General features: G+C 71.3%; 15 protein-coding genes and 2 pseudogenes. 4 read left to right on the forward strand and 13 right to left on the reverse strand.

Annotated elements, in window-relative coordinates; all coding sequences use genetic code 11:
• Positions 1 to 222 precede the first annotated feature (222 nt).
• Positions 223 to 1278, reverse strand: coding sequence for a cellulase family glycosylhydrolase (locus Sdagh_RS32675; RefSeq protein ID WP_189415867.1), 1056 nt, complete (start codon positions 1276 to 1278; stop codon positions 223 to 225).
• A 165-nt stretch (positions 1279 to 1443) separates the two neighbouring features.
• On the opposite strand from Sdagh_RS32675, the gene Sdagh_RS32680 reads away from it, so the two are divergent.
• Positions 1444 to 2007: an SPDY domain-containing protein gene (locus tag Sdagh_RS32680; RefSeq protein WP_226536083.1), complete on the forward strand. Its 564-nt coding sequence runs from the start codon at positions 1444 to 1446 to the stop codon at positions 2005 to 2007.
• A gap of 91 nt (positions 2008 to 2098) precedes the next feature.
• Here Sdagh_RS32680 and Sdagh_RS32685 read toward each other — a convergent pair whose 3' ends face one another.
• From Sdagh_RS32685 to Sdagh_RS32715, 6 genes and pseudogenes are all read right to left on the reverse strand, one after another.
• Complete coding sequence (locus Sdagh_RS32685; RefSeq protein ID WP_226536085.1) at positions 2099 to 2875, reverse strand: ATP-dependent DNA ligase; 777 nt, start codon at positions 2873 to 2875, stop codon at positions 2099 to 2101.
• Between the two features lie 448 nt (positions 2876 to 3323).
• Positions 3324 to 4055, reverse strand: coding sequence for a hypothetical protein (locus Sdagh_RS32690; protein WP_226536087.1), 732 nt, complete (start codon positions 4053 to 4055; stop codon positions 3324 to 3326).
• A 77-nt stretch (positions 4056 to 4132) separates the two neighbouring features.
• Positions 4133 to 4500: pseudogene (locus Sdagh_RS32695) on the reverse strand (hypothetical protein).
• Positions 4501 to 4669: 169 nt separating this feature from the next.
• A pseudogene (locus Sdagh_RS32700) lies at positions 4670 to 5272 on the reverse strand (mobilization protein); the annotation flags it as partial.
• 684 nt (positions 5273 to 5956) lie between these two features.
• The gene (locus Sdagh_RS32710) at positions 5957 to 6280 is read right to left on the reverse strand and encodes a hypothetical protein (protein ID WP_189415873.1); all 324 of its coding nucleotides are present in this window, start codon (positions 6278 to 6280) and stop codon (positions 5957 to 5959) included.
• Between the two features lie 235 nt (positions 6281 to 6515).
• Positions 6516 to 7460 carry an AraC family transcriptional regulator gene (locus Sdagh_RS32715; protein WP_190077056.1) on the reverse strand — a complete coding sequence of 315 codons (945 nt, stop codon included), beginning with the start codon at positions 7458 to 7460 and terminating at the stop codon, positions 6516 to 6518.
• Positions 7461 to 7541: 81 nt separating this feature from the next.
• Between Sdagh_RS32715 and Sdagh_RS32720 the strand changes: the two genes are divergently transcribed.
• From Sdagh_RS32720 to Sdagh_RS32730, 3 genes are all read left to right on the forward strand, one after another.
• Positions 7542 to 8381, forward strand: a complete 840-nt coding sequence (locus Sdagh_RS32720; RefSeq protein ID WP_190009418.1) for an NmrA family NAD(P)-binding protein — start codon at positions 7542 to 7544, stop codon at positions 8379 to 8381.
• Positions 8382 to 8511: 130 nt separating this feature from the next.
• Entirely contained in the window at positions 8512 to 9135 is a 624-nt protein-coding gene (locus Sdagh_RS32725; protein WP_190009416.1) for an NAD(P)H-dependent oxidoreductase, read from the forward strand.
• Between the two features lie 420 nt (positions 9136 to 9555).
• Positions 9556 to 10239, forward strand: a complete 684-nt coding sequence (locus tag Sdagh_RS32730; RefSeq protein ID WP_190077055.1) for a carbonic anhydrase — start codon at positions 9556 to 9558, stop codon at positions 10237 to 10239.
• Positions 10240 to 10508: 269 nt separating this feature from the next.
• Here Sdagh_RS32730 and Sdagh_RS32735 read toward each other — a convergent pair whose 3' ends face one another.
• From Sdagh_RS32735 to Sdagh_RS32760, 6 genes are all read right to left on the reverse strand, one after another.
• Positions 10509 to 11390, reverse strand: a complete 882-nt coding sequence (locus Sdagh_RS32735) for an anchored repeat-type ABC transporter permease subunit (protein ID WP_190077054.1) — start codon at positions 11388 to 11390, stop codon at positions 10509 to 10511.
• Positions 11387 to 12136: an anchored repeat-type ABC transporter ATP-binding subunit gene (locus Sdagh_RS32740; RefSeq protein ID WP_190009411.1), complete on the reverse strand. Its 750-nt coding sequence runs from the start codon at positions 12134 to 12136 to the stop codon at positions 11387 to 11389. Before Sdagh_RS32740 ends, Sdagh_RS32735 begins: the two co-directional genes overlap by 4 nt.
• Positions 12129 to 13676, reverse strand: coding sequence for a TIGR03773 family transporter-associated surface protein (locus tag Sdagh_RS32745; RefSeq protein ID WP_190077053.1), 1548 nt, complete (start codon positions 13674 to 13676; stop codon positions 12129 to 12131). The genes Sdagh_RS32740 and Sdagh_RS32745 overlap by 8 nt, the downstream gene beginning before the upstream one ends.
• Positions 13673 to 15199 carry an anchored repeat ABC transporter, substrate-binding protein gene (locus Sdagh_RS32750; RefSeq protein ID WP_190077052.1) on the reverse strand — a complete coding sequence of 509 codons (1527 nt, stop codon included), beginning with the start codon at positions 15197 to 15199 and terminating at the stop codon, positions 13673 to 13675. The genes Sdagh_RS32745 and Sdagh_RS32750 overlap by 4 nt, the downstream gene beginning before the upstream one ends.
• An 87-nt stretch (positions 15200 to 15286) precedes the next feature.
• Positions 15287 to 16975: a choice-of-anchor M domain-containing protein gene (locus tag Sdagh_RS32755; RefSeq protein WP_190077051.1), complete on the reverse strand. Its 1689-nt coding sequence runs from the start codon at positions 16973 to 16975 to the stop codon at positions 15287 to 15289.
• Entirely contained in the window at positions 16972 to 17616 is a 645-nt protein-coding gene (locus Sdagh_RS32760; RefSeq protein WP_189415891.1) for a choice-of-anchor M domain-containing protein, read from the reverse strand. Before Sdagh_RS32760 ends, Sdagh_RS32755 begins: the two co-directional genes overlap by 4 nt.
• Between the last annotated feature and the right edge of the window lie 78 nt (positions 17617 to 17694).

The following is a 17694-nucleotide window of genomic DNA, read 5'->3' on the forward strand; positions in this document are numbered from 1 at the left end:
GGAGTTTGGCATGGAACCGGTTTCAGGCGTGTCGGCCCCTGAGTCTGATCCAGCATCGGGAGTTCGTGTTTCAGGCGCGCGCTGGTTAGGATCGCCGAAAACTCCGTGCCAAAGCTTAGCCTGATCGCCATCAGGGCACGGGTTCGAGGACCTCACGGTCTTCCTCGGGGAGCGGGCTCGGACAACCTTCCGATTACCTCAGGCGCGACACAGCGCTTACTGTCACACAGGCGGTGCCCCAGGCAGGGTGTCAAGTTTCTGCGGCCTGAAGTATCCCAGTCGAAGACCGTACGTACCTTGGTGCAGGATGTCGCGGCCGTAGGGCGTCAAGCCCGTGGGGCTGCCGTCGATAGCGCCGGTGTAATTGCCGTCCGGTGTCATTCTTCGATGTTCGCAATTATCTTTGTACCAGGCCCATGCAAGCCACCCGACTTCCTGCTGCGTAAGGTTGATGAGCAGATTCTGGTAGCGGAATCCGGTGCGCGGCGGGTTATCGAGATTTGTTCCGTCTAGCCCGTAGAAGCACTCGTTGTCGTTCGCAAATTGCTTGTTGGCGATCTCGCCGAGAACGATGGGAAGTTTCGCCCCAATCGTCAGATTCACATCGGCGGACCCGTCATAGTCATCGCCCCAGTAGGCATGTGCACTGAGCAGGATGCTGTGCAGCGGGTCGTGATCAATCAACTCCTGGCCGGCGCTCAAAAAAGCGTTGACCGATGAGCCGCAGTCCGGTGCGTCGATCATGATCGGCATTCGAAGCCCTTTGCTGCGAATGCTGGTGATCGCCTTCTTGTATGCAACCTTGAACTTATCCAGGGCTGCAGGTGACCAATTTTTCCATCGGTACCAGCCCAACTCGTTGGCGAGGTTGATGATGAGATATCGCTCATGTCTCTTCAACATCCCAAGCACGTCCGGCCGAGTCCACCAGCTCATCAGCTCACTGTTGACAAGCTCGGGGTCCTCTTTGCACGTGCAGTCGTGCAACTCCACGATGGGCACGAGGCGGCTGGTCCGGCACTTCTCAAGTACGCGGTCTAGGTCGGCCGTGGCGTACGGGGGACGCGACGCGGCAGGATATTGCGCATACCACTGAATCCTGACGCAATTTGCGCCCGTCTTCGCCAACTCCTCCAGTTTACCGTAAGGGCGACTAGCGGGAAAATCCCAGTCATCGACGAGCGGGATGTTGATACCCTTAAGTACTATCTTTTTATGGTCATTGCCGCGTAGCCAGTACCTACCACTGTCGTCGAGGCCGTAGCTCTTGTTGGACACATATAGCACCGGGCTGGGGTCGGTCGGTAGAGGTGTCGGCATTATTGTTCACCCTCCGTGGTGTCAACTTTAGAACGACGGGCTACCGGCCGCTGGACGCTGCGTCTCACGTTCATTGTCTCCCCGGACCGTGCAGTTGGCCACTCGGTAACACACGGGGGGTCGTTGACGCCTAATAGCGCGCATCGCATCCCGTTTACCGCTTCGTCGTGGCAGGTCACCTGTGACGCCACCACCCCCGTCGAACTGCTGCGCGACCTCCACGCCGAACTGCTCGATCTCTACCTCGAAGACCGGCACAGTGGCCGGAACTACTTATTCCGTCTCGGCGGCGCCCCGCACGAGGCATTTGCCCCCATGCTCACCTGTGGCTGGAGCCACGACGTGAAGACCGATGGCACACAAGTCTTCCTCGCCCCGAAGGGACTCGGCGGAGTACGGCGCCGATACAACGCCAGCAACTTAAGCGGTCCGCTATGGCGATACTGGGGAGGGCACCCGAATGAACCGCTCTGGCAGGCGTGCTTCTCGTCCAACACGCCCACCGCACTCGTCGCGGCCTTCACTGCCTCGCTGATCTCCACCGAGCCGCTGGAGCGCACCGTCCGAAACGTTCCCACCAGCACCCGCCGTGCCCTGTACGTTGCTTCGCCGGCAGGCAAGCAATCGCTCGTCGGTAAACCTGTCGCCCCACGGTCACCCGCTCCGGCCCCTGGTCACTCCCGCTGACCCGGAGCCCCAAGAAGCGCAGAGCCAGCCCCCGGACCCGCCATGGATCCGGGGGCTTCGGCGTGCCACGATCGAGCCAGGAGAAGCCGTATCACCTCGGAGGGGCATCCGCTGCCGGTACCTGGTCCGGGGCGACATCGTCCCGCAGCCGCTCGAACCGAACCGGGTGCCGGAAGACACCGGCGTCGACCGCGCTGTCCCCGGCGAACTCGACGACAAGCTCCGGCACGACGAGACGGTGGTCGAAGACCTCGTGCGTTCCCCACCCGGCCGAGAAGTGGCGGCCGTGCCATGGATGCTCCAGCCCATCTGGGGTGAGGCGGGCGCCGACTACCTGCCACGCGGTACGGGCGAGCGGCGCGGTGCGGGCAACGTGCCGCAGCCGTCCGTCCTGGTCGTACCGGCCCAGCAGCAGGGTCGACGGATGTGTGACGGGGCCGGTCACCGCCGCCAGCACCGCCTCCGTGGTGACGCGCGCGCGGATCTTGAGCCAGCCGCGGCGGCCCGGCTGGTATGTCTGCGCCAAGCCTTTGACGACCAGCCCCTCCATGCCGACCGCGCCCCATGCGGGATCCAGCCATGCCTCGGCGACGGACCGGTCGGTAGTGGCGGGACAGAGGGCGAACGGCGGTGCGAGCACGCCGTCGGTGAGAAGCCCTTCGAGAAGGGACCGGCGGAACCGATAGGACTGGTCGAGCAGAGGCTCGCCGGCCCTATCGATGATGTCGAAGACGATGAGGTGAGCGGGCCGGTCGGCGGCGGCCTGGCGGGCTCCGTGGCCGCGACGGCGCGCGCGTCGCTGCAGGTCGTCGAAAGTGAGGCGGCCGTCATGGACGACGACGAGTTCGCCGTCAAGGACGAGCGGCACTGGGAGGGAACGCCCCGCAACGGCGCTTTCGGGAAAGCCGGGGTGAGATCGGCGCCGTTACGGGACTGGAGATAAGCGCGATCGGGCTCGGCGAAGAGGAGGGCGCGGTACCCATCAGGCTTCTGTTCGTAGGCGAGCCCGCCGGGCAGGGCCCTGCTGCGGGGCAGCGTGCGGCGGGCCTCGGCCAGCATCGGCTCGATCGGAGGGGTCAGGGCCACGCCCTACATGTACGCCCTGGCGGTAGCGAGCGCATGCCGAGCGGGAACGTTGTCCGCTGGGAAGCAATATCGAACGGGTGAGCGATAGCCTGACTCGTCTTGACCTGTTGAAGTTCGCGCGCCGTGTGGTTGAACAGCAAGCGGCGGTGAGCCTGGGCCAGCTCGACCGGTGGATCGCTGACGAAGAACGTCGAGAAGCGGAGCGCCGGCAACGCGAAGAGCGACAGCCATCACCTCCGGAGTGGTTGCTTGAGCGGGGACTCAACAAAATCAATCTGGTGGCTGTGCACACAGGAGCCTGCTGGGATCCGGGAAGCGGCACATGCCGGTGAGCCGGAGAGGACCACGAGGACGTTGTCCACGCGGACCGCGGTTTGCTTGACCACGGTGTTCCGTCCGTCGGCGGTGAAGGTCATGAGCTGGCTCCACTGCTCGTCGCCGAGCGCGGGTGGGTCCAGTTCCTGGGTGCTGACGCCGATCGTGGTGCCTCCGACGAGGACGCGGTACGACGGGCAGCCAGTCATGGTGTCGAAGATCCGGTTGGTGCCGGCGGACAATGCGTCGGCGGTGTCGCTGTACAGCTCCTCGGACAACTCGGAGCGGCTGCTGCGGTTCGCGAAGCCGGTCTTCGCCCGCCGGGCGAAGCTGAGGGAGCCGCCGGTGGCTGCCTCACCGCCAAGGGCTCTCAGGGCCGGGCACCCCAGGACGGTGATGTCGTCGTGCACCGTGCTGGACTCGGGGGAGCGGGTGTACCCGTCGCCGAGGTCGTGCTGGGTGAGCAGTCGTGTCTCCAGCGTGGCTGAGGAGAGCGGAGCACCGTTGCCGTTGTTTCCGTCCCGGTACGGGGCGGTGGTGGCTAGCGGTGTGGCTGGGGTCCGGCCCGGGGCGGTGCTGGGCGAGCAGCCGGGCAGGGCGAGCAGAGCGGTGGTGACGCCGAGGGCGGCGAGAGTGAGAACGCGCATAGTGAGGTGACCCCTTGTGCTCGGTGCGAGGTGGGCAGTGCGGGCGCTGTGGCCCGGTGGGGTCGTAGGAGTGGTGGTCAGTGCCCGAGGTGGCGCAGGCAGTCCTCGAACGTGGCGTGCGTGGCGTCTGCCGGCCCGGAGTTCCGGTTGTACCAGGCGGTGGTCAGACGCCGTTCGCGCTGCTGGTGCCCGGCCCGGCCCGACACCGCAGCCAGACCTGGTCGTTGGTGGCGATGATGATCCAGTCCCGGTAGGCACCGCATCCTTCGCACGCGACGACGTCACCGTCGAGGACGATCGGCTGCGGGCAGGGCATCATCTGCCCGGCGATCTGGTCGTGGCCGGGGACCCGCAGCTCGGGCGGGAGGAAGTCGTCCACGTCGGCGGCCGGTTGCGCTGCGGCGTGCCACTCGGCCTGCATCCGCAGCACGTTCTCGGGCACCATGCCGTCCAGCTCCGGCCAGAACAGCCGGTGCACGTGCCGATCGTCGGCGTGAGTCCTGCGCCAGCGACGTACGCGGTCGAACACGCTGATGGTCCTCCTCTGTCTCGTCCTGCTCACGTCATGATCGTGCCCCCGGCCCGGCGACCTCTTCAACTCGTAAAGTCGACAGTCAGCCACGCCCGCGCCGCGCCCCCGGCTGGGGAGACGTCCGCTCGGGTGTCCGCTGGGCGGGCGCCTCGGCCGCGGCGGCGACGGGCATCGTGCCGCTGGTGTCGGCGGGCAGGTCTGCGTTCCGGTGCAACCGCCACACGAGGACGTCGCTGACGGGCTCCGCCGTCCCCAGCTCCCGTCGTCCTGCGGCGTCGGCGAGCAGAGCGGCCGGGTCATGGCCGGCTGCCTCGGCGTCGGCGAGGGTGACGGCGAGCGCGTACCAATCGGGCTCGGCCAGAACCCGCTCCGCGAGATCCGGCATCGCCTCGCGTATCACCAGCGTCTGCCGGTCCAGCAAGGGCCGGCGGAGGCGTCGGCCACGCTGGTGGAGGACGCCGAGCGGCTGGGCGGCGGCGGTCTGATAGGCAGCGCGCAGGTGTTCGGCGGCCCGGCGGGCGGCGGCGACCTGCTGGGCGTGGCCCTTCTTCGCATGCCAGTGACCGGCCACGGTGACAAGGAAGAACAGCATGTCGATCACCATCGCCGTCGTCGCACCGTCCTCCCCCCGGCCGAGGGCGGGTCCGCTGTGGTCAGCTCGGGGCGCAGGCTGCCGAGGAGCCGGACGAGTTCCGCCCGCAGTTCGTCCATGGACGGCAGGGTCAGGACCACCCGGGAACCGCTGTTCAGTTCGACGGCCGGCACCGGCCTCCTCGACCGGAGCGGGACGGCGCGGACAACGGCCACCAGAGGCCGGCCTTGCCCCGGGCGGGCCTCGGCCCGAACACCTCGCCCCAGCTCACATCGCGCGACGGAGCCGCAGCCGGCCCCACCCGCAGGAGCTGCCGCCGGGCCTTGGGTCGCAGCCGCCTTCCCCTGGGGGAGGCGACGGCATCGGCGGTATCTGCGGGACGGCCGGGACGGGGGCCGGGGCGGAAGCTGTGGTGCTGGCCCGGGAGGTCTTCCGGGAGGTGGTACCTGTGCCGCCGGTGTGTTCCATGATTCCCCGTGCTGTCGTCACACCACCCGCGCGGTGCGCGGCGCGTGAGCTTCATCAAGCCCGTGCGGGTCGTGGGACGGCAGGCGAGATACGGCCAATGTGTCTTGCTCCCGCACAGGGTGAGCCGGGGTTCGGGGGTGGGGGAGGTGCCGGACGCCGGCAGGGGGCGGCCACGCGTGCCGGCGACCCGTGCCGCCTCCCGGCGAAGCCGCCGCAGTTCCTCTTCGGGTGGGACGACGGGCCGACCTGCGCCCGGGGGAGGGGTGGCGTGCGGGTCCGAACGGTCCGCACACCACCCCTCCGAGGAGTTCAGCTTTCGAGGAACCGGTAGGACTTGAAGACGAACGTGACCGTGCTGCCGGGCGAGACGGGGTTGGCGAGAAGGGCACAGCTCGTGTCCGTGTAGAGCACCACCGTCGCGTCGGTCTGGTTGCTGACACTCGTACCGAGGGTGGAGACGAGCTTGCAACTGCCCAGTTCAGGGTCGATGACCTGCTGGTTCCCGCCGAGCAGGTCGGTGTAGTAGAAGGTGCCGTTCGCGTGTCCGGGGCCGGCCAGGGCCTGGCCGGCTGTCAGTACCGTGGCGGCCAGCGCGGCGGCTGCGGCCAGTGCGGTGCGCCGTAAGGCGGGCATGAGCGTCTCCTGAAGGTCGGGGTGAGGAATCCGTGCGGCGGGCCGGGCGGGCCCGTGGAGCCGAGCATGCGACCCCCGCTCGGCAGGGACCATGGCCCGTGCGGGGGGTGTGCGCACTGGTCAGCCGGTGCGCACCCCGCGGTTTCGCCGGGCACCCCGGCGGACCGGCTCGCACCCCGTGTGTCGCGGCTCGTGCGACCACGGGGTACGAGGCCGGCGGCGCGCCGCGACGGGGTCAGTGCGCCTCGGCCATGCGGCGGAACTCGCTCGGATTGGTGCCCCGGATCCGCTTGAACGCCACGCTGAACGCGAACGGATCGGTGTAGCCGACGGCACGGGCGACATGGGCGACGGTCGAGGACCCCTGTTCGACCAGGAGATCCGCCGCCAGCGTCATGCGCCAGCGGGTGAGATAGGACAGCGGCGGTTCACCGAGCAGATCAGCGAAGCGTTTCGCCAGTGTCGAGCGGGACACCCCCGTACGCCGGGCCAGCTCGCCCACCGTCCACGGCGCCGCCGGCTCGGCGTGCAGGAGGCGCAGCGCCTGGCCGACCACCGGGTCCTTCTGGGCGGTCCACCAGGCCGGGGGGTGGCCCCCCGGCCTGTCCAGCCAGGTGCGCAGCGTGCACACCAGCATCCAGTCGAGGAGCCGGTCGAGCACGACCTGCTGGCCTGGTTCGTCGCGGGCGACCTCGGCGGCCAGGTGGTCCAGTACCGGGTCACCCGTGTCTCCGGCGTCCACCCGCAGCACGACGGGCAGCATGTCCATCAGCCGCCGGCTGATCTCGCCGCGGACCGGATAGGCACCGACCACCAGGGTCGTCGCGCCGCTGTCGTCGCCACGCCCTTCGCCGGGGTCGTGCCAGCCCAGCCGGTACCGGGTGCCGCCCTGCTCGGGTGTCGCGCAGTCCACTCCGCAGACGATCGGCACGGCCGTGCTGCCGGGCTCGTCGACGAAGGTGAACGTCGTGGGACCGCGCACCACGATCGTGTCGTGGGCCCCGAGGCGCTCGGGTGGATGGCCCTCCGGCACGATCCAGCCCGCCCCGTGGAGGACGGTGCACAGGGTCAGCGGCGCACCGTCCTCGAACCGCAGTGACCAGGGCGGGGACAACGTCGTACTGCCGAACAGGGAGCCGCGGGCCCGCACCCCGCGGAAGAGGTCACTCATGACGTCCACACCGACAGGTTAGACGATCACAAAGGTATTCCGGCCTATCACCCATGTGAACGTGTGATCGTTCCGTGTTCTATGGGTGGCATGACGCGAAACACTCACCTCGTTATCGGTGCGACCGGCAGGACGGGACGCAGGATCGCCGCCCGGCTGCGGCTGCGCGGCACGCCGGTACGCGCCGCCTCCCGGTCGAGCCGCGTCCGGTTCGACTGGTCCGAGCCCGACGGCTGGCACACCGTCCTGCGGGACGTCGACGTGGCGTACGTGGTGCCCCCGCCCGTGCCGGGCCCGGCGCACGAGTTCGTGGCGCGGGCCGAAGCCGCCGGGGTGCGGCGGCTGGTCCTGCTCTCCGGGCGCGGTGCGGACGGCTGGGGCGACTCCGCCTTCGGACGGCACATGCGGTCGGCCGAGGAGGCCGTACGCGGTTCGGCGCTGGAGTGGACCGTTCTGCGGGCGTCGAACTTCGCACAGAACTTCGACGAGGACGTCTTCCACGCACCGCTGGTCGAGGGCACCCTGGCGCTTCCGGCCGGCGAGGTCGCCGAGCCCTTCGTCGATGTCGAGGACCTCGCCGACGCCGCCGTCGCGGTGATGACCGAGGGGGACCGGCACGCCGGGCGGGTGTACGAGCTGACCGGTCCCCGCTCCCTCACCTTCGCCGAAGCCGTCGAGCTGATCTCCCGGGCGTCCGGGCGGTCTCTCGCCTACCGGCGGATCACCCCGGACGAGTACGCCTCGTCCCTCGTCGGGCAGGGCCTGAGCCGGCGCGACGCCGACGACATCGCCGCGATGTTCGTGCTGATGGAGAGCGGATTGATCGCCGGTACGACCGACGATCTGGCCTCCGTGCTGGGGCGGGCACCCCGGCCTTTCGAGGAGTACGTCGTCCGGACGGCAGCGGCGGGCGCGTGGGACGGGCGGTAGACCCGCACGGCACTCCGCCCCGACCGCACCTGCCCGGCGCCGCCGTACGCGTCGGTACGCCCATGACGGACCACACGACGCCCCGCACCACGGCCGCGGGCCCGTACCCGCACCCACGGAAAGCACTGACATGAGCACCGATGACGACAACCCGCTGACCCTGCTGGTCACCGCACACCCGGACACCGGCTCCCTGACCCACCACGTGGCGGACCGGCTCGCCTCGGCCCTGCGTCCCCGGGCCGTCGAGGTGGCGGACCTGCACCGGGAGCAGTTCGACCCGAGGTTCACCCCGGCGGACCGCCGCGCCTACCACGAAGGCGGCGACTACCCTCCCGACATCGCCCGCGAACACCGCCGTCTCGACCGCGCCACCGACCTCGTCCTGGTCTTCCCGGTGTACTGGTGGTCCATGCCGGCCCTGCTGAAGGGGTGGATCGACCGCGTGTTCGTCAACGGCTGGGCCTTCGAGTACTCGGCCGCGTCGGGTCTGCGCCCGAAGCTCCAACGGCTCACGACACATCTGCTGCCCATCGCCGGCGCCGACTTGAGGACGTACCAGCGCCACGCGTACGAACAGGCGCTGCGGACACAGATCGAGCACGGCATCGTCGACTACGTCGGAAGCCGACGCGGTGTCACCGCGTTCGTCCACGAGTCCGAACAGCCCTCCGCCGGGGCCACGGCAGCGAGCGTCGCACGTGCCGTACGGGCCGTCAGCGAAGCAGTGCAGGCCGGACCGCCGCCCGCGTGACCGCGGTGTCTCCACACGGCCCCGGAGGAGATCCGCGCCTCCCCGCCCGCGTTCAGCGGCGGGCGGCGCGGGACGGCCGGGGAGGGTGAGCCGGGACCCAGGACCAGGTAGCCGGCCGCTTCCCCGGGACAGGTGAGCGGCGGTACCTCGTCGGCACGGAGGAGCGGCCTCGGTGACTTCCAGAGAGGTGCCGTCGTCGGCGGCCGTGCCGACGAGGACGACGGGTCCGGCCTCGGTGACCCGGGGCTCGAAGCGTGGCATCGCGGTCACGGCCGGGGCCGGGGCCACGGTGAGGCCGCCGGTGGGCCGGGCACGCGAACCGGCGGATCACCGGCCGACTGCCGCGTGCCGCGCTCGACCGGGTCAGTGCACCCCCCCCCGGAACCGTGACGAAACGGCTGCGGACGTAACCTGCCGTCCATGAGTGATGCCATCCGGGAGACCCCCGCCACCCCACGTGACGCCTTCGACCTGCTCACCGCCGGCAACCTGCGCTTCGCCGCCGGCGCGCCCCGCCACCCCAACCAGGACGCCGCGCGCCGTGCCGACACGGCGGCCGGGCAGCACCCGTACGCCGTGGTGGTCGGGTGTTCCGACTCCCGGCTGGCCGCAGAGATCATCTTCGATCAGGGGCTGGGGGACCTGTTCGTCGTGCGCACCGCCGGCCACGCCGTGGGGGCGGAGGTCCTCGGCAGCATCGAGTACGGCGTGAGCGTGCTGGGCTGCCCGCTCGTCGTGGTCCTCGGGCACGACGCCTGCGGTGCCGTCGCGGCGACCCGGGCCGCCGTGCAGGACGGTACGACCGCACGCGGGTACCTGAGGGACGTCATCGAGCGGGTCACCCCCAGCGTGCTGGCCGCCCAGGCCGCCGGCGTGAGCGAGGACGACGGCTTCATCGCCACCCACGTCCGCCACACCGTCGACCTCCTCATGGACCGCTCCCAGGAACTGGCCGACCGGGTCGCCTCCGGACGCGCGGCGGTCGTCGGCCTGACCTACCGCCTGGCCGAGGGCAGCGTGCGTACGGTCGCCTCCCGGGGCCTGGACCTGCCGCAGGACGGGACCGCGGCGCCGGCGGTCGCATCGGCTTCCGCCGTCCGATGACGCCGGTGCCCGTGCCCGCCGAACCCGGTCCGGCCGTCGACGGCACGGGCCCGCACCGCGTCAGCCCCCTGCTCCGCCTGCGCGGCGTCCACACAGCCGATGGGGACGCCGCCCGGGTCGAGCGGTTTCCGGCCGCTGGGCGTCGGCGAACTCCTCGGCCCTGAGGCCCTGGTGGGCGGGGTTCAGGGCGTCCTGGCCGGCGCCGCCCCCACGGGGCGGGTGCCCTCGGCCGTCACCGGGCGGCCCGTCCGGCGGTCCGGCGCCGGGACTCACGGTCCGGTGGTGACCGGCGGGGCGGCGTCCGGGCGGCGGACGATCTTCGCCAGCAGCCCGTGGCGGGGGGCCAGGAGCCAGGTCAGGACGAAGAACCCGGTGAGCACCACGACCACCGAGCCGCCGGCGGCGAGGTCGTACGCGTAGGAGACGTACAGGCCGGCGATGCTGCCCAGGCAGCCGATGGCCGAGGCGAGCAGGGTCATGGCCCACAGCCGCTCGGTGAGCATGCGGGCCGTGGCGGCGGGCGTGATGAGCAGGGCGAGGACGAGGATGTTGCCGACCGCCTCCAGGGACATCACGATCGTCGTGGTGACGAGGACGTACAGGGTGAGGTCGAGGCGGAACACCGGCAGGCCCGCGGCACGGGCCGTCTCGCGGTCGAGGCTGACGGCGACGAGTTCCTTGCCGATGGCCAGGACCACCAGCACCAGTACGGCACCGATGACGGCCACGGTCCACACGTCCGCGGCGCTGACCGCCAGTACCTGGCCGAACAGGAACGACGAGAGGTCCGTCGTCCAGCTGTCCCGCGTGGAGACCAGGACGATGCCGAGCCCGAAGGCGAAGGCGAAGAAGACACCGATGACGGTGTCCTCCTTCAGCCGCCGGTTCTGCGACACGAACGCGATCAGCACGGCCGTGGTGATGCCGGCCGCCGCTCCGCCGAGGAGCAGGTTGCCCTGGAAGGCGTAGGCGAGGGCCACCCCCGGGAACGCGGAGTGGGCCACGGCGTCACCGATGAACGCCATGCCGCGCAGCACGACGTACACCCCGACCACGCCGCACACCGCGCCGATGACCGCGGCCACGGCGAAAGCCCGCTGCATGAACGGAAGCTGCCAGGGGTCGGTGAGGAAGGCGATGAGCGCGTTCACGGTGCGGCCACCGTGCCGATCGCGCGGTCCAGGCCGAAGGCCCGCAGCATCCGGTCCGGGTCGGCCAGCAGTTCCGGGCCGCCCTGGGCGACCACCGTGCGGTTGAGCAGCACCACCCGGCCGCAGGTGCGGGCGGCCGCCGCCAGGTCATGCGTGGTCATCAGCAGCCCTCTGCCTTCCGCGGCCAGTCGGCCGAACAACTCGTTGAGCAGTTCCTGGGTGGGCACGTCGACTCCGGTGAACGGCTCGTCCAGGAGCAGGATGCGGGGTCCCGCGGCCAGCGCCCGGGCGACGAGCACCCGTTGCCGCTGGCCGCCGGAGAGTTCACCGACGGGTCTGCGCCGCAGCCCGGTGAGACCGGTCAGCTCCAGCGCCTCCTCCACCGCGGCCCGGTCGGCGGCGTCCGGCCGGCGCAGCCAGCCGACCCGGCGGGTCCGGCCCGTCAGGACCGCACCCGCGATGTCGATGGGGAAGTCCCAGGCGAACTCGTGCCGTTGGGGCACGTAACCGGCCCCCTGGCCGGCCCGGCGCCCGGTCCGGCCCTCCACGGCCACCTCACCGGCGGACAGCGGAACCAGACCGAGAGCGGCCCGCAGCAGCGTCGTCTTCCCGGCGCCGTTCGGGCCGATGAGAGCGACCAGTTCCCCGGCGCCCACCGACAGGTCGGCCGCTTCCAGTACCGTGCGTCCGCCGAGGGCGACCGTCGCGCCGGCGAGGCGCAGCAGCGGGTCCGTGCCGTCAGCCACGCGAGGTCCTCCGGCGCCGGGCGGCCAGGACCGAGAGGGCACCCACCGCGGTCAGCGCCGCCGCGCTCCCGCCGGCGAGGACGGCACCGCCGGCACCGGTGGAGGCCATCGATCCACCGGAGTCGTCCGGCGCCGAGCCGTCCGCCGAGTCCGAGCCCGAGCCCGAGTCCGACCCGGAGCCGGGCGTGTCCGAAGCCCCCGCGTCGCCGTCCGGGGAGCCGGTGGAGCCCCGGTCCGCACCACCGCCCGGCGGCACCGTCGAGGGGTCGGTGTCACCGACCACGAAGGTCACCGTCTCGGTGTCGCTCACGGCCTTGCCGCCGGCGAGCTTCCCGCTCAACCGGAACGTCAGCCGGTAGGTGCCCTGCGCGGTGAACGCCCAGCCGCCGTGGGCGTGGGTGTTGGGTGCGACGTCGAAGGAGTCCGGCACACCGTCCCCGCTGTCGAGGAGCACGTCGGCGCCGGACATGGCGTCGTAGGTGTACAGCGCGTAGGCACCGGGACCGTCGACCGCGGTGAGCGAGAACCTTACACCCCCCTCGGCCGCTCCGGCCGTGATGTTGTCGGTCGACCAGCCGGGCCACAGCAGGCCCTCCCGCTGCACCTGGTCGAGGAGCCACACGGGGGTGCCGGCCCTGCCCAGGAAGGCGAACTCGTCGTTGTCCGGGACGGTGTTCTTCGCGGCGGGCCTGACGTGCAGGACGACCGACGACGGCTCGCGCCAGGTGGTCCTCCCCGCGACCGTGCCGTCCTTGAGGTGCATCTGCAGCCTGCCGTCGACCACCCGGGCGGCGAAGTCGACGTGCCCGTCGTCGAGGACCTTCCGCTCCGACACGACGCCGCCCCCGTCGTCGGCGGTGGCGGTGAGCGTGGTGGCCGCCCGTGTCTCCGCCGTCCGGGGGCCGGTCCGCGCCTCGCGCCCGGTCCCGGTCCCGGGGTGCCCGACGGCGCTCGCCGGGCTTTCGGGAGCGGGCACTTCCGCGGCCTCCTCCCGCTCCCCGGCGGACGCGTCGCCGGCGGGTGCGGTGTCTCCCACCACCACGGTGTACACGGTGCCCACGGAGAGGTCGCGCCCGTCCACCGATGTGGCCTCCGCACCGAAGACGACCTGGTAGGTGCCGTCCTCGCTGAACTCCCACCGTGTGTCGTCCCGTGCGCCGGCCGGGAGCCGCCGTACGTCCGGCCGTCCGTCCGCGCTGTCGAAGACCGGCTCGGCACCCTCGGCGCCGTACACCTTCAGTTCGCCCGGCCCGTCCACCCCGGTCAGGTACCACCGCACGGTGTCCCCGGCGACCGCCCCCTCGGGCACACCGGTGGTGTCCCAGCCGGGCGCCGAGTCGTCCGGCGCCCCGGCCCGGGCGACCCGCACCAGGTGCGCGGTGTCCGCCGGGTCCAAGGTGAGCACCCCGTCGGCGTAGGCGATCCGGCCCAGGTCACCGGCGTCCGGCGCGCCGTCCGCGGCGGCGGACCCGCCGTGCGCGGTGGCGGCCGCGAGGACCACGGCCACGGCGATCCGCCGCTTCCTGCGCGTGCTGGTCATCGGTTCCTTCCCCCCAGGCACTCGGCGAGTTCTCGCGCGTTGTGCCGCATCATCGATACGTAGTCGTGGATCTTGTCGTCGAAGGAGTCCCCGTAGAGGGTGCAGACGCCGACCCCCTGGTCCTCCGCGACCCGGCGCAGGACGTCGGCGCGGGCGGCCAGGTTGGGCTCCAGGAAGACGGAGGGCACCCGCTTGTCCCGGATGGTGTCGCCGAGCTCCTCGACCTCGGCGGCGCTGGGTTCCTGGTTCGGTACGGGGACGACGAAGCCCACCACCTCCATGCCGTACGCCTTCGCGAGGTAGCCGAAGGCGTCGTGCGTGGTGACGAGTTCGCGGTTCTCCGCCGGCACCGTGGCGAGCGTCCCGGCGACCTCCTGGTCCAGGGCTCGGAGCGTCCTGAGGTACGCGGCGGCGTTCTTCTCGTAGACCGCCCTGCCCTCGGGGTCCGCCCTGATCAGCTCGGCCTCGATCCGGCGGACGTACGCCTCGGCGTTGGCGACGTCCTCCCAGGTGTGCGGGTCGAGGTCACCGTGCACGTGCTTGCCGATCACGGCCTGCGGCAGCACCCACAGCTCGTCACCGGGCGTGCCGAGGAAGGCGTACGGCTCCTCCTCGGGCACCGTCTCCCTGGCCCGGTCGGGGACGGCGAGCACCACGTCGTCGGCGGCGATCCGCCGGGTCTCGCCGCTCTCGTCGTCGGCGCGGACGTACACCTTGCCGGTCTCCGCGTCGAGCGCGACATCGGCGTGCCCGGCGTCGAGCACCTCGGTCCCGGCGGGGGCCTCGGCGTCGTCACCGACGGTGAAGGTGAAGGTGCCGCTGCCGATCTCCTCGCGGTGCCCGTCCAGGGTCTCGGTCCGTCCCTCGACGGTGAGCCGGTAGGTGCCGGGCTCACTGAAGGCCCAGTTGACGTGGGTGTGCGCCTCGGGCGGCAGGGTGAAGGAGTCGGCCCCGGTGAAACCGTCGGAGGAGTCGACGTACACCTGGGGTCTGCCGAGCGTGTCGGTGAGGTAGACCCGCAGTTCGCCGGGGCCCTCCAGCTTCGTGGCCGTCGTACGGACCTGTGAGCCCGCTCCGGCGACCTCGCCCTCCACGGCCCAGCCGAGCCAGAGGACGTCGAGGCCGAGGTCCTCCTGCAGCTCGATCACGGTGCCGCCGTACTCTTCGAGCCGCTCACCCAGCTCGATCTTCGGGACGGACCGGCCGGCGTTGCTGTGGACCATCTTCATGATCCCGGGTTCTTCGAGCAGCAGGCCGTTGCCGAAGACGACATCGGCCCGGGTGACCCCGGCCGCGTCCCCGGGGCTCGGCTCGTACGAGTGGGGGTCGCCGTCGCGCGGCACGATCGAGGTGACGTCGACCCGGTCACCGCCGACGCGGCTGACCAGGTCGGCCAGGACGGCCGTGGTGGTGGAGACCCGCAACGCGGCGTCGGAGCCGCCGCCTTGGAGGCCGGCGCATCCGCTGAGCAGGGCGGCCGTCGCGAGTGACGCGACGGTGAGACGTCCAGGGTGCCCCCGCATGGGGCTCCTCCTTCACTGGGAACAGGGCTGCGCCGCGGGCGGCGGACCGGAGCGTGGCCGGTACCGGTCCGTCGCCCGCGGTGTCTCTCACGGGGTCGTACGCCGGCGTCGTGTGAGGTACACCGCACCGCCGCCCAGCGCCAGGGCGACGGCCGCGACACCGGCGATCACCGCGACCCGGGCACCGGTGGCGGCGAGCGCGCCGGACGCCGGGACATGGCCGCTCCCGGACGACGATCCGCCGGCCGTGCCCGGCGACGCCGTCACCGGGACGATTCCCGGTGCCGTCGCGTCCGGCGGGTCGGACGGGGGAGACGAGGCGGACGAGGGAGCTGGTGAACCGCCCGGTGCCGTGGAGGCGGTCCCCGACGGTGCCGAGGTGGGTGTCCCACCGGGCGTGGTCGTCGGTGTCGCCGTGGGCTCGTCGCCCTCGCCGGGTACGACGGTGGACGGGTCGGTGCCGTCCCCCACCACCCATGCCAGGGTCTCCGTGTCGGACACCTCGGTGCCGTCGGCGAGCGTGGCGCTCAGGGTGAAGGTGGTGCGGTAGACGCCTTCCGCCGCGAAGGCCCACACGGTGTGCCGGTGCGTGGGGACCGACAGGTCGAAACGGTCCGGCAACCCGTCCCCGCTGTGGGCGTGGAGCGTCACCGCGCCGACCGAGCCCTCCGTGAAGACGCTCACCGAACCCGGGCCCCGCACGGCGTCGAGCGAGAAGGTGACCCGTCCGTCGATCTCGGCGCTGCTGAACTGGTCCGTGCTGAAGCCCGGCCAGACGAGACCGTCGACCTGCTGGATGGGCAGCCACCAGACGGCGCCGCCCACGGCCCCGAGGAACGCGTACCCCTCGGTGATCTTCCGGCGGGCCTGCGGCTTCACGTGCAGCACGACCGCGTCCGGCTCGTGCCACTCGTACGCCTGCGCTCCGCCCTCCTTCACCTGGAACCGCAGGTCTTCCCCGTCCGGGCGGGCGGCCAGGTCCAGGTGCCCGTTGTCGATGACGTGCGCGGCCGGAGCCGTGGGCGGCGGGCCGGTGTCCGGCGGGGGAGTGGTGGCTGTGGCCGTGGAGCCGTCACCCGGCAGGACGTCGTCCGGGTCGACGTCGTCACCGACGACCACGGCCAGTGTCTCGGTGTCGGCCGCGCCGGCCCCGCGCACGGTGAAGGTCAGCCGGTAGACACCCTCCGCCGTGAACTGCCAGGTGGGGACGGAGCGTTCACCCTCGCCGGGGAGGGTGAAGGAGCGCGGGACGTCGGCGGCGGTGCCGAGATACGGGATCGCCGGGGCGTTCACGCTGTCCATCTCCGGCGTGTACGAGGCCATGCCGAAATCCCCCGGGCCCTCGAAGCCCGACAGGGTGATCTCGGTGTCGCCGCCCGCCTCGGAGCCGTTCCAGCCCGGCTCCGGAGCGAAGATGTTCGCCGCCTCCCAGCCGTTGAGCTGCCAGCTGTCCAGGGTGGTGGTGCCCAGCGCGGTGGCCAGCGGATCGACGGTGTACTGCAAGGTGGCGGGCCCCGCGTGCAGCACCACCTGGGACGGTTCCCGCACCACGGAAGTGCCGCCGCCGCGGTCGTCGATCTGCAACCGCAGCGCGCCGTCGACCAGGCGGGGCGTGAGGTCGAGTTCGCCTTCGTCCAGGACGACGGCACCGCCGGCGGCGCGGGCGTCCCCGCTGCCGCCGGCGACCAGCCCTGCCGCGCCCAGGAGCACCGCGGCCGCCACGGTCAGCGCCGCGCCGGTGAGAGCGCGTCCGTTGCGCGCCAGGGCCGGTGTCACGGGCTGACGACCACCGTGTACGTCGCGGTGGCGGACTCGGTCACGCCGCCGGCCGTGCCCTGCACCCGGAAGGTGAGCCGGTAGGTACCGGCCTCCTCGAAGGCCCAGTTGGCGTGGTTGTGGGCACCGACGGGGAAGGTACGGGACTTGTAGGAGGTGGTGGCGGTGTCGCTGTCGTACCAGCGGACGCCGCTTCCCGTGTAGACGCTGAAGTCGTCGGTCGCGGCGCCGTCGCGGGTGGCGGACACGAGGCGGTAGCTGACGTTGTCGCCCGTGAAGACGCCGGTGGTGAGGTGCTCGGTGGAGACGCCGGCGAACAGCACGCCGGCGGCGTCCGCCTCGGCCTCGGTGTCCGGCAGCAGCCATATCCGGCTGCCGGAGCCCAGGAAGCCGTAGCCGGGGTTGGTGACCTTGGCGGCGGCCGGCACGGACAGGGTCACGTCCGCGGGTTCGTACTCGGTGCCGCTCTCCTCGTCGTGGACGTGGAGGTGCAGGTCGGCGCCGTCCCACTCGGCGTCGAGGACATCGACGTGACCACTGGTCAGAGTGGTCGCGGCGAAGGCGGAGGTGTTCAGGCCGGCGGTGGCGAGCGCGGCGGCGGTGAGACCGGTGACGGTGAGCAGTCGTCTGTGGGTACGCAAGGGAGAACCCCCTAGGTCATGTTCATGTCCCCTCGGACACAAGAAAAGACGATAATCGTTTTCATCAAGGTCTGGCAA

The organism is Streptomyces daghestanicus (assembly GCF_020521275.1).
GTDB classification, from domain to species: Bacteria; Actinomycetota; Actinomycetes; order Streptomycetales; family Streptomycetaceae; genus Streptomyces; species Streptomyces griseoviridis.

Coding starts and splice junctions, on each gene's coding strand:
- Sdagh_RS32720 (WP_190009418.1), top strand. CDS start 7,542: ATGACGCGAAACACTCACCTCGTTATCGGTGCGACCGGCAGGACGGGA.
- Sdagh_RS32750 (WP_190077052.1), bottom strand. CDS start 15,199: ATGCGGGGGCACCCTGGACGTCTCACCGTCGCGTCACTCGCGACGGCC.
- Sdagh_RS32690 (WP_226536087.1), bottom strand. CDS start 4,055: ATGCGCGTTCTCACTCTCGCCGCCCTCGGCGTCACCACCGCTCTGCTC.
- Sdagh_RS32730 (WP_190077055.1), top strand. CDS start 9,556: ATGAGTGATGCCATCCGGGAGACCCCCGCCACCCCACGTGACGCCTTC.
- Sdagh_RS32725 (WP_190009416.1), top strand. CDS start 8,512: ATGAGCACCGATGACGACAACCCGCTGACCCTGCTGGTCACCGCACAC.
- Sdagh_RS32710 (WP_189415873.1), bottom strand. CDS start 6,280: ATGCCCGCCTTACGGCGCACCGCACTGGCCGCAGCCGCCGCGCTGGCC.
- Sdagh_RS32745 (WP_190077053.1), bottom strand. CDS start 13,676: ATGACCAGCACGCGCAGGAAGCGGCGGATCGCCGTGGCCGTGGTCCTC.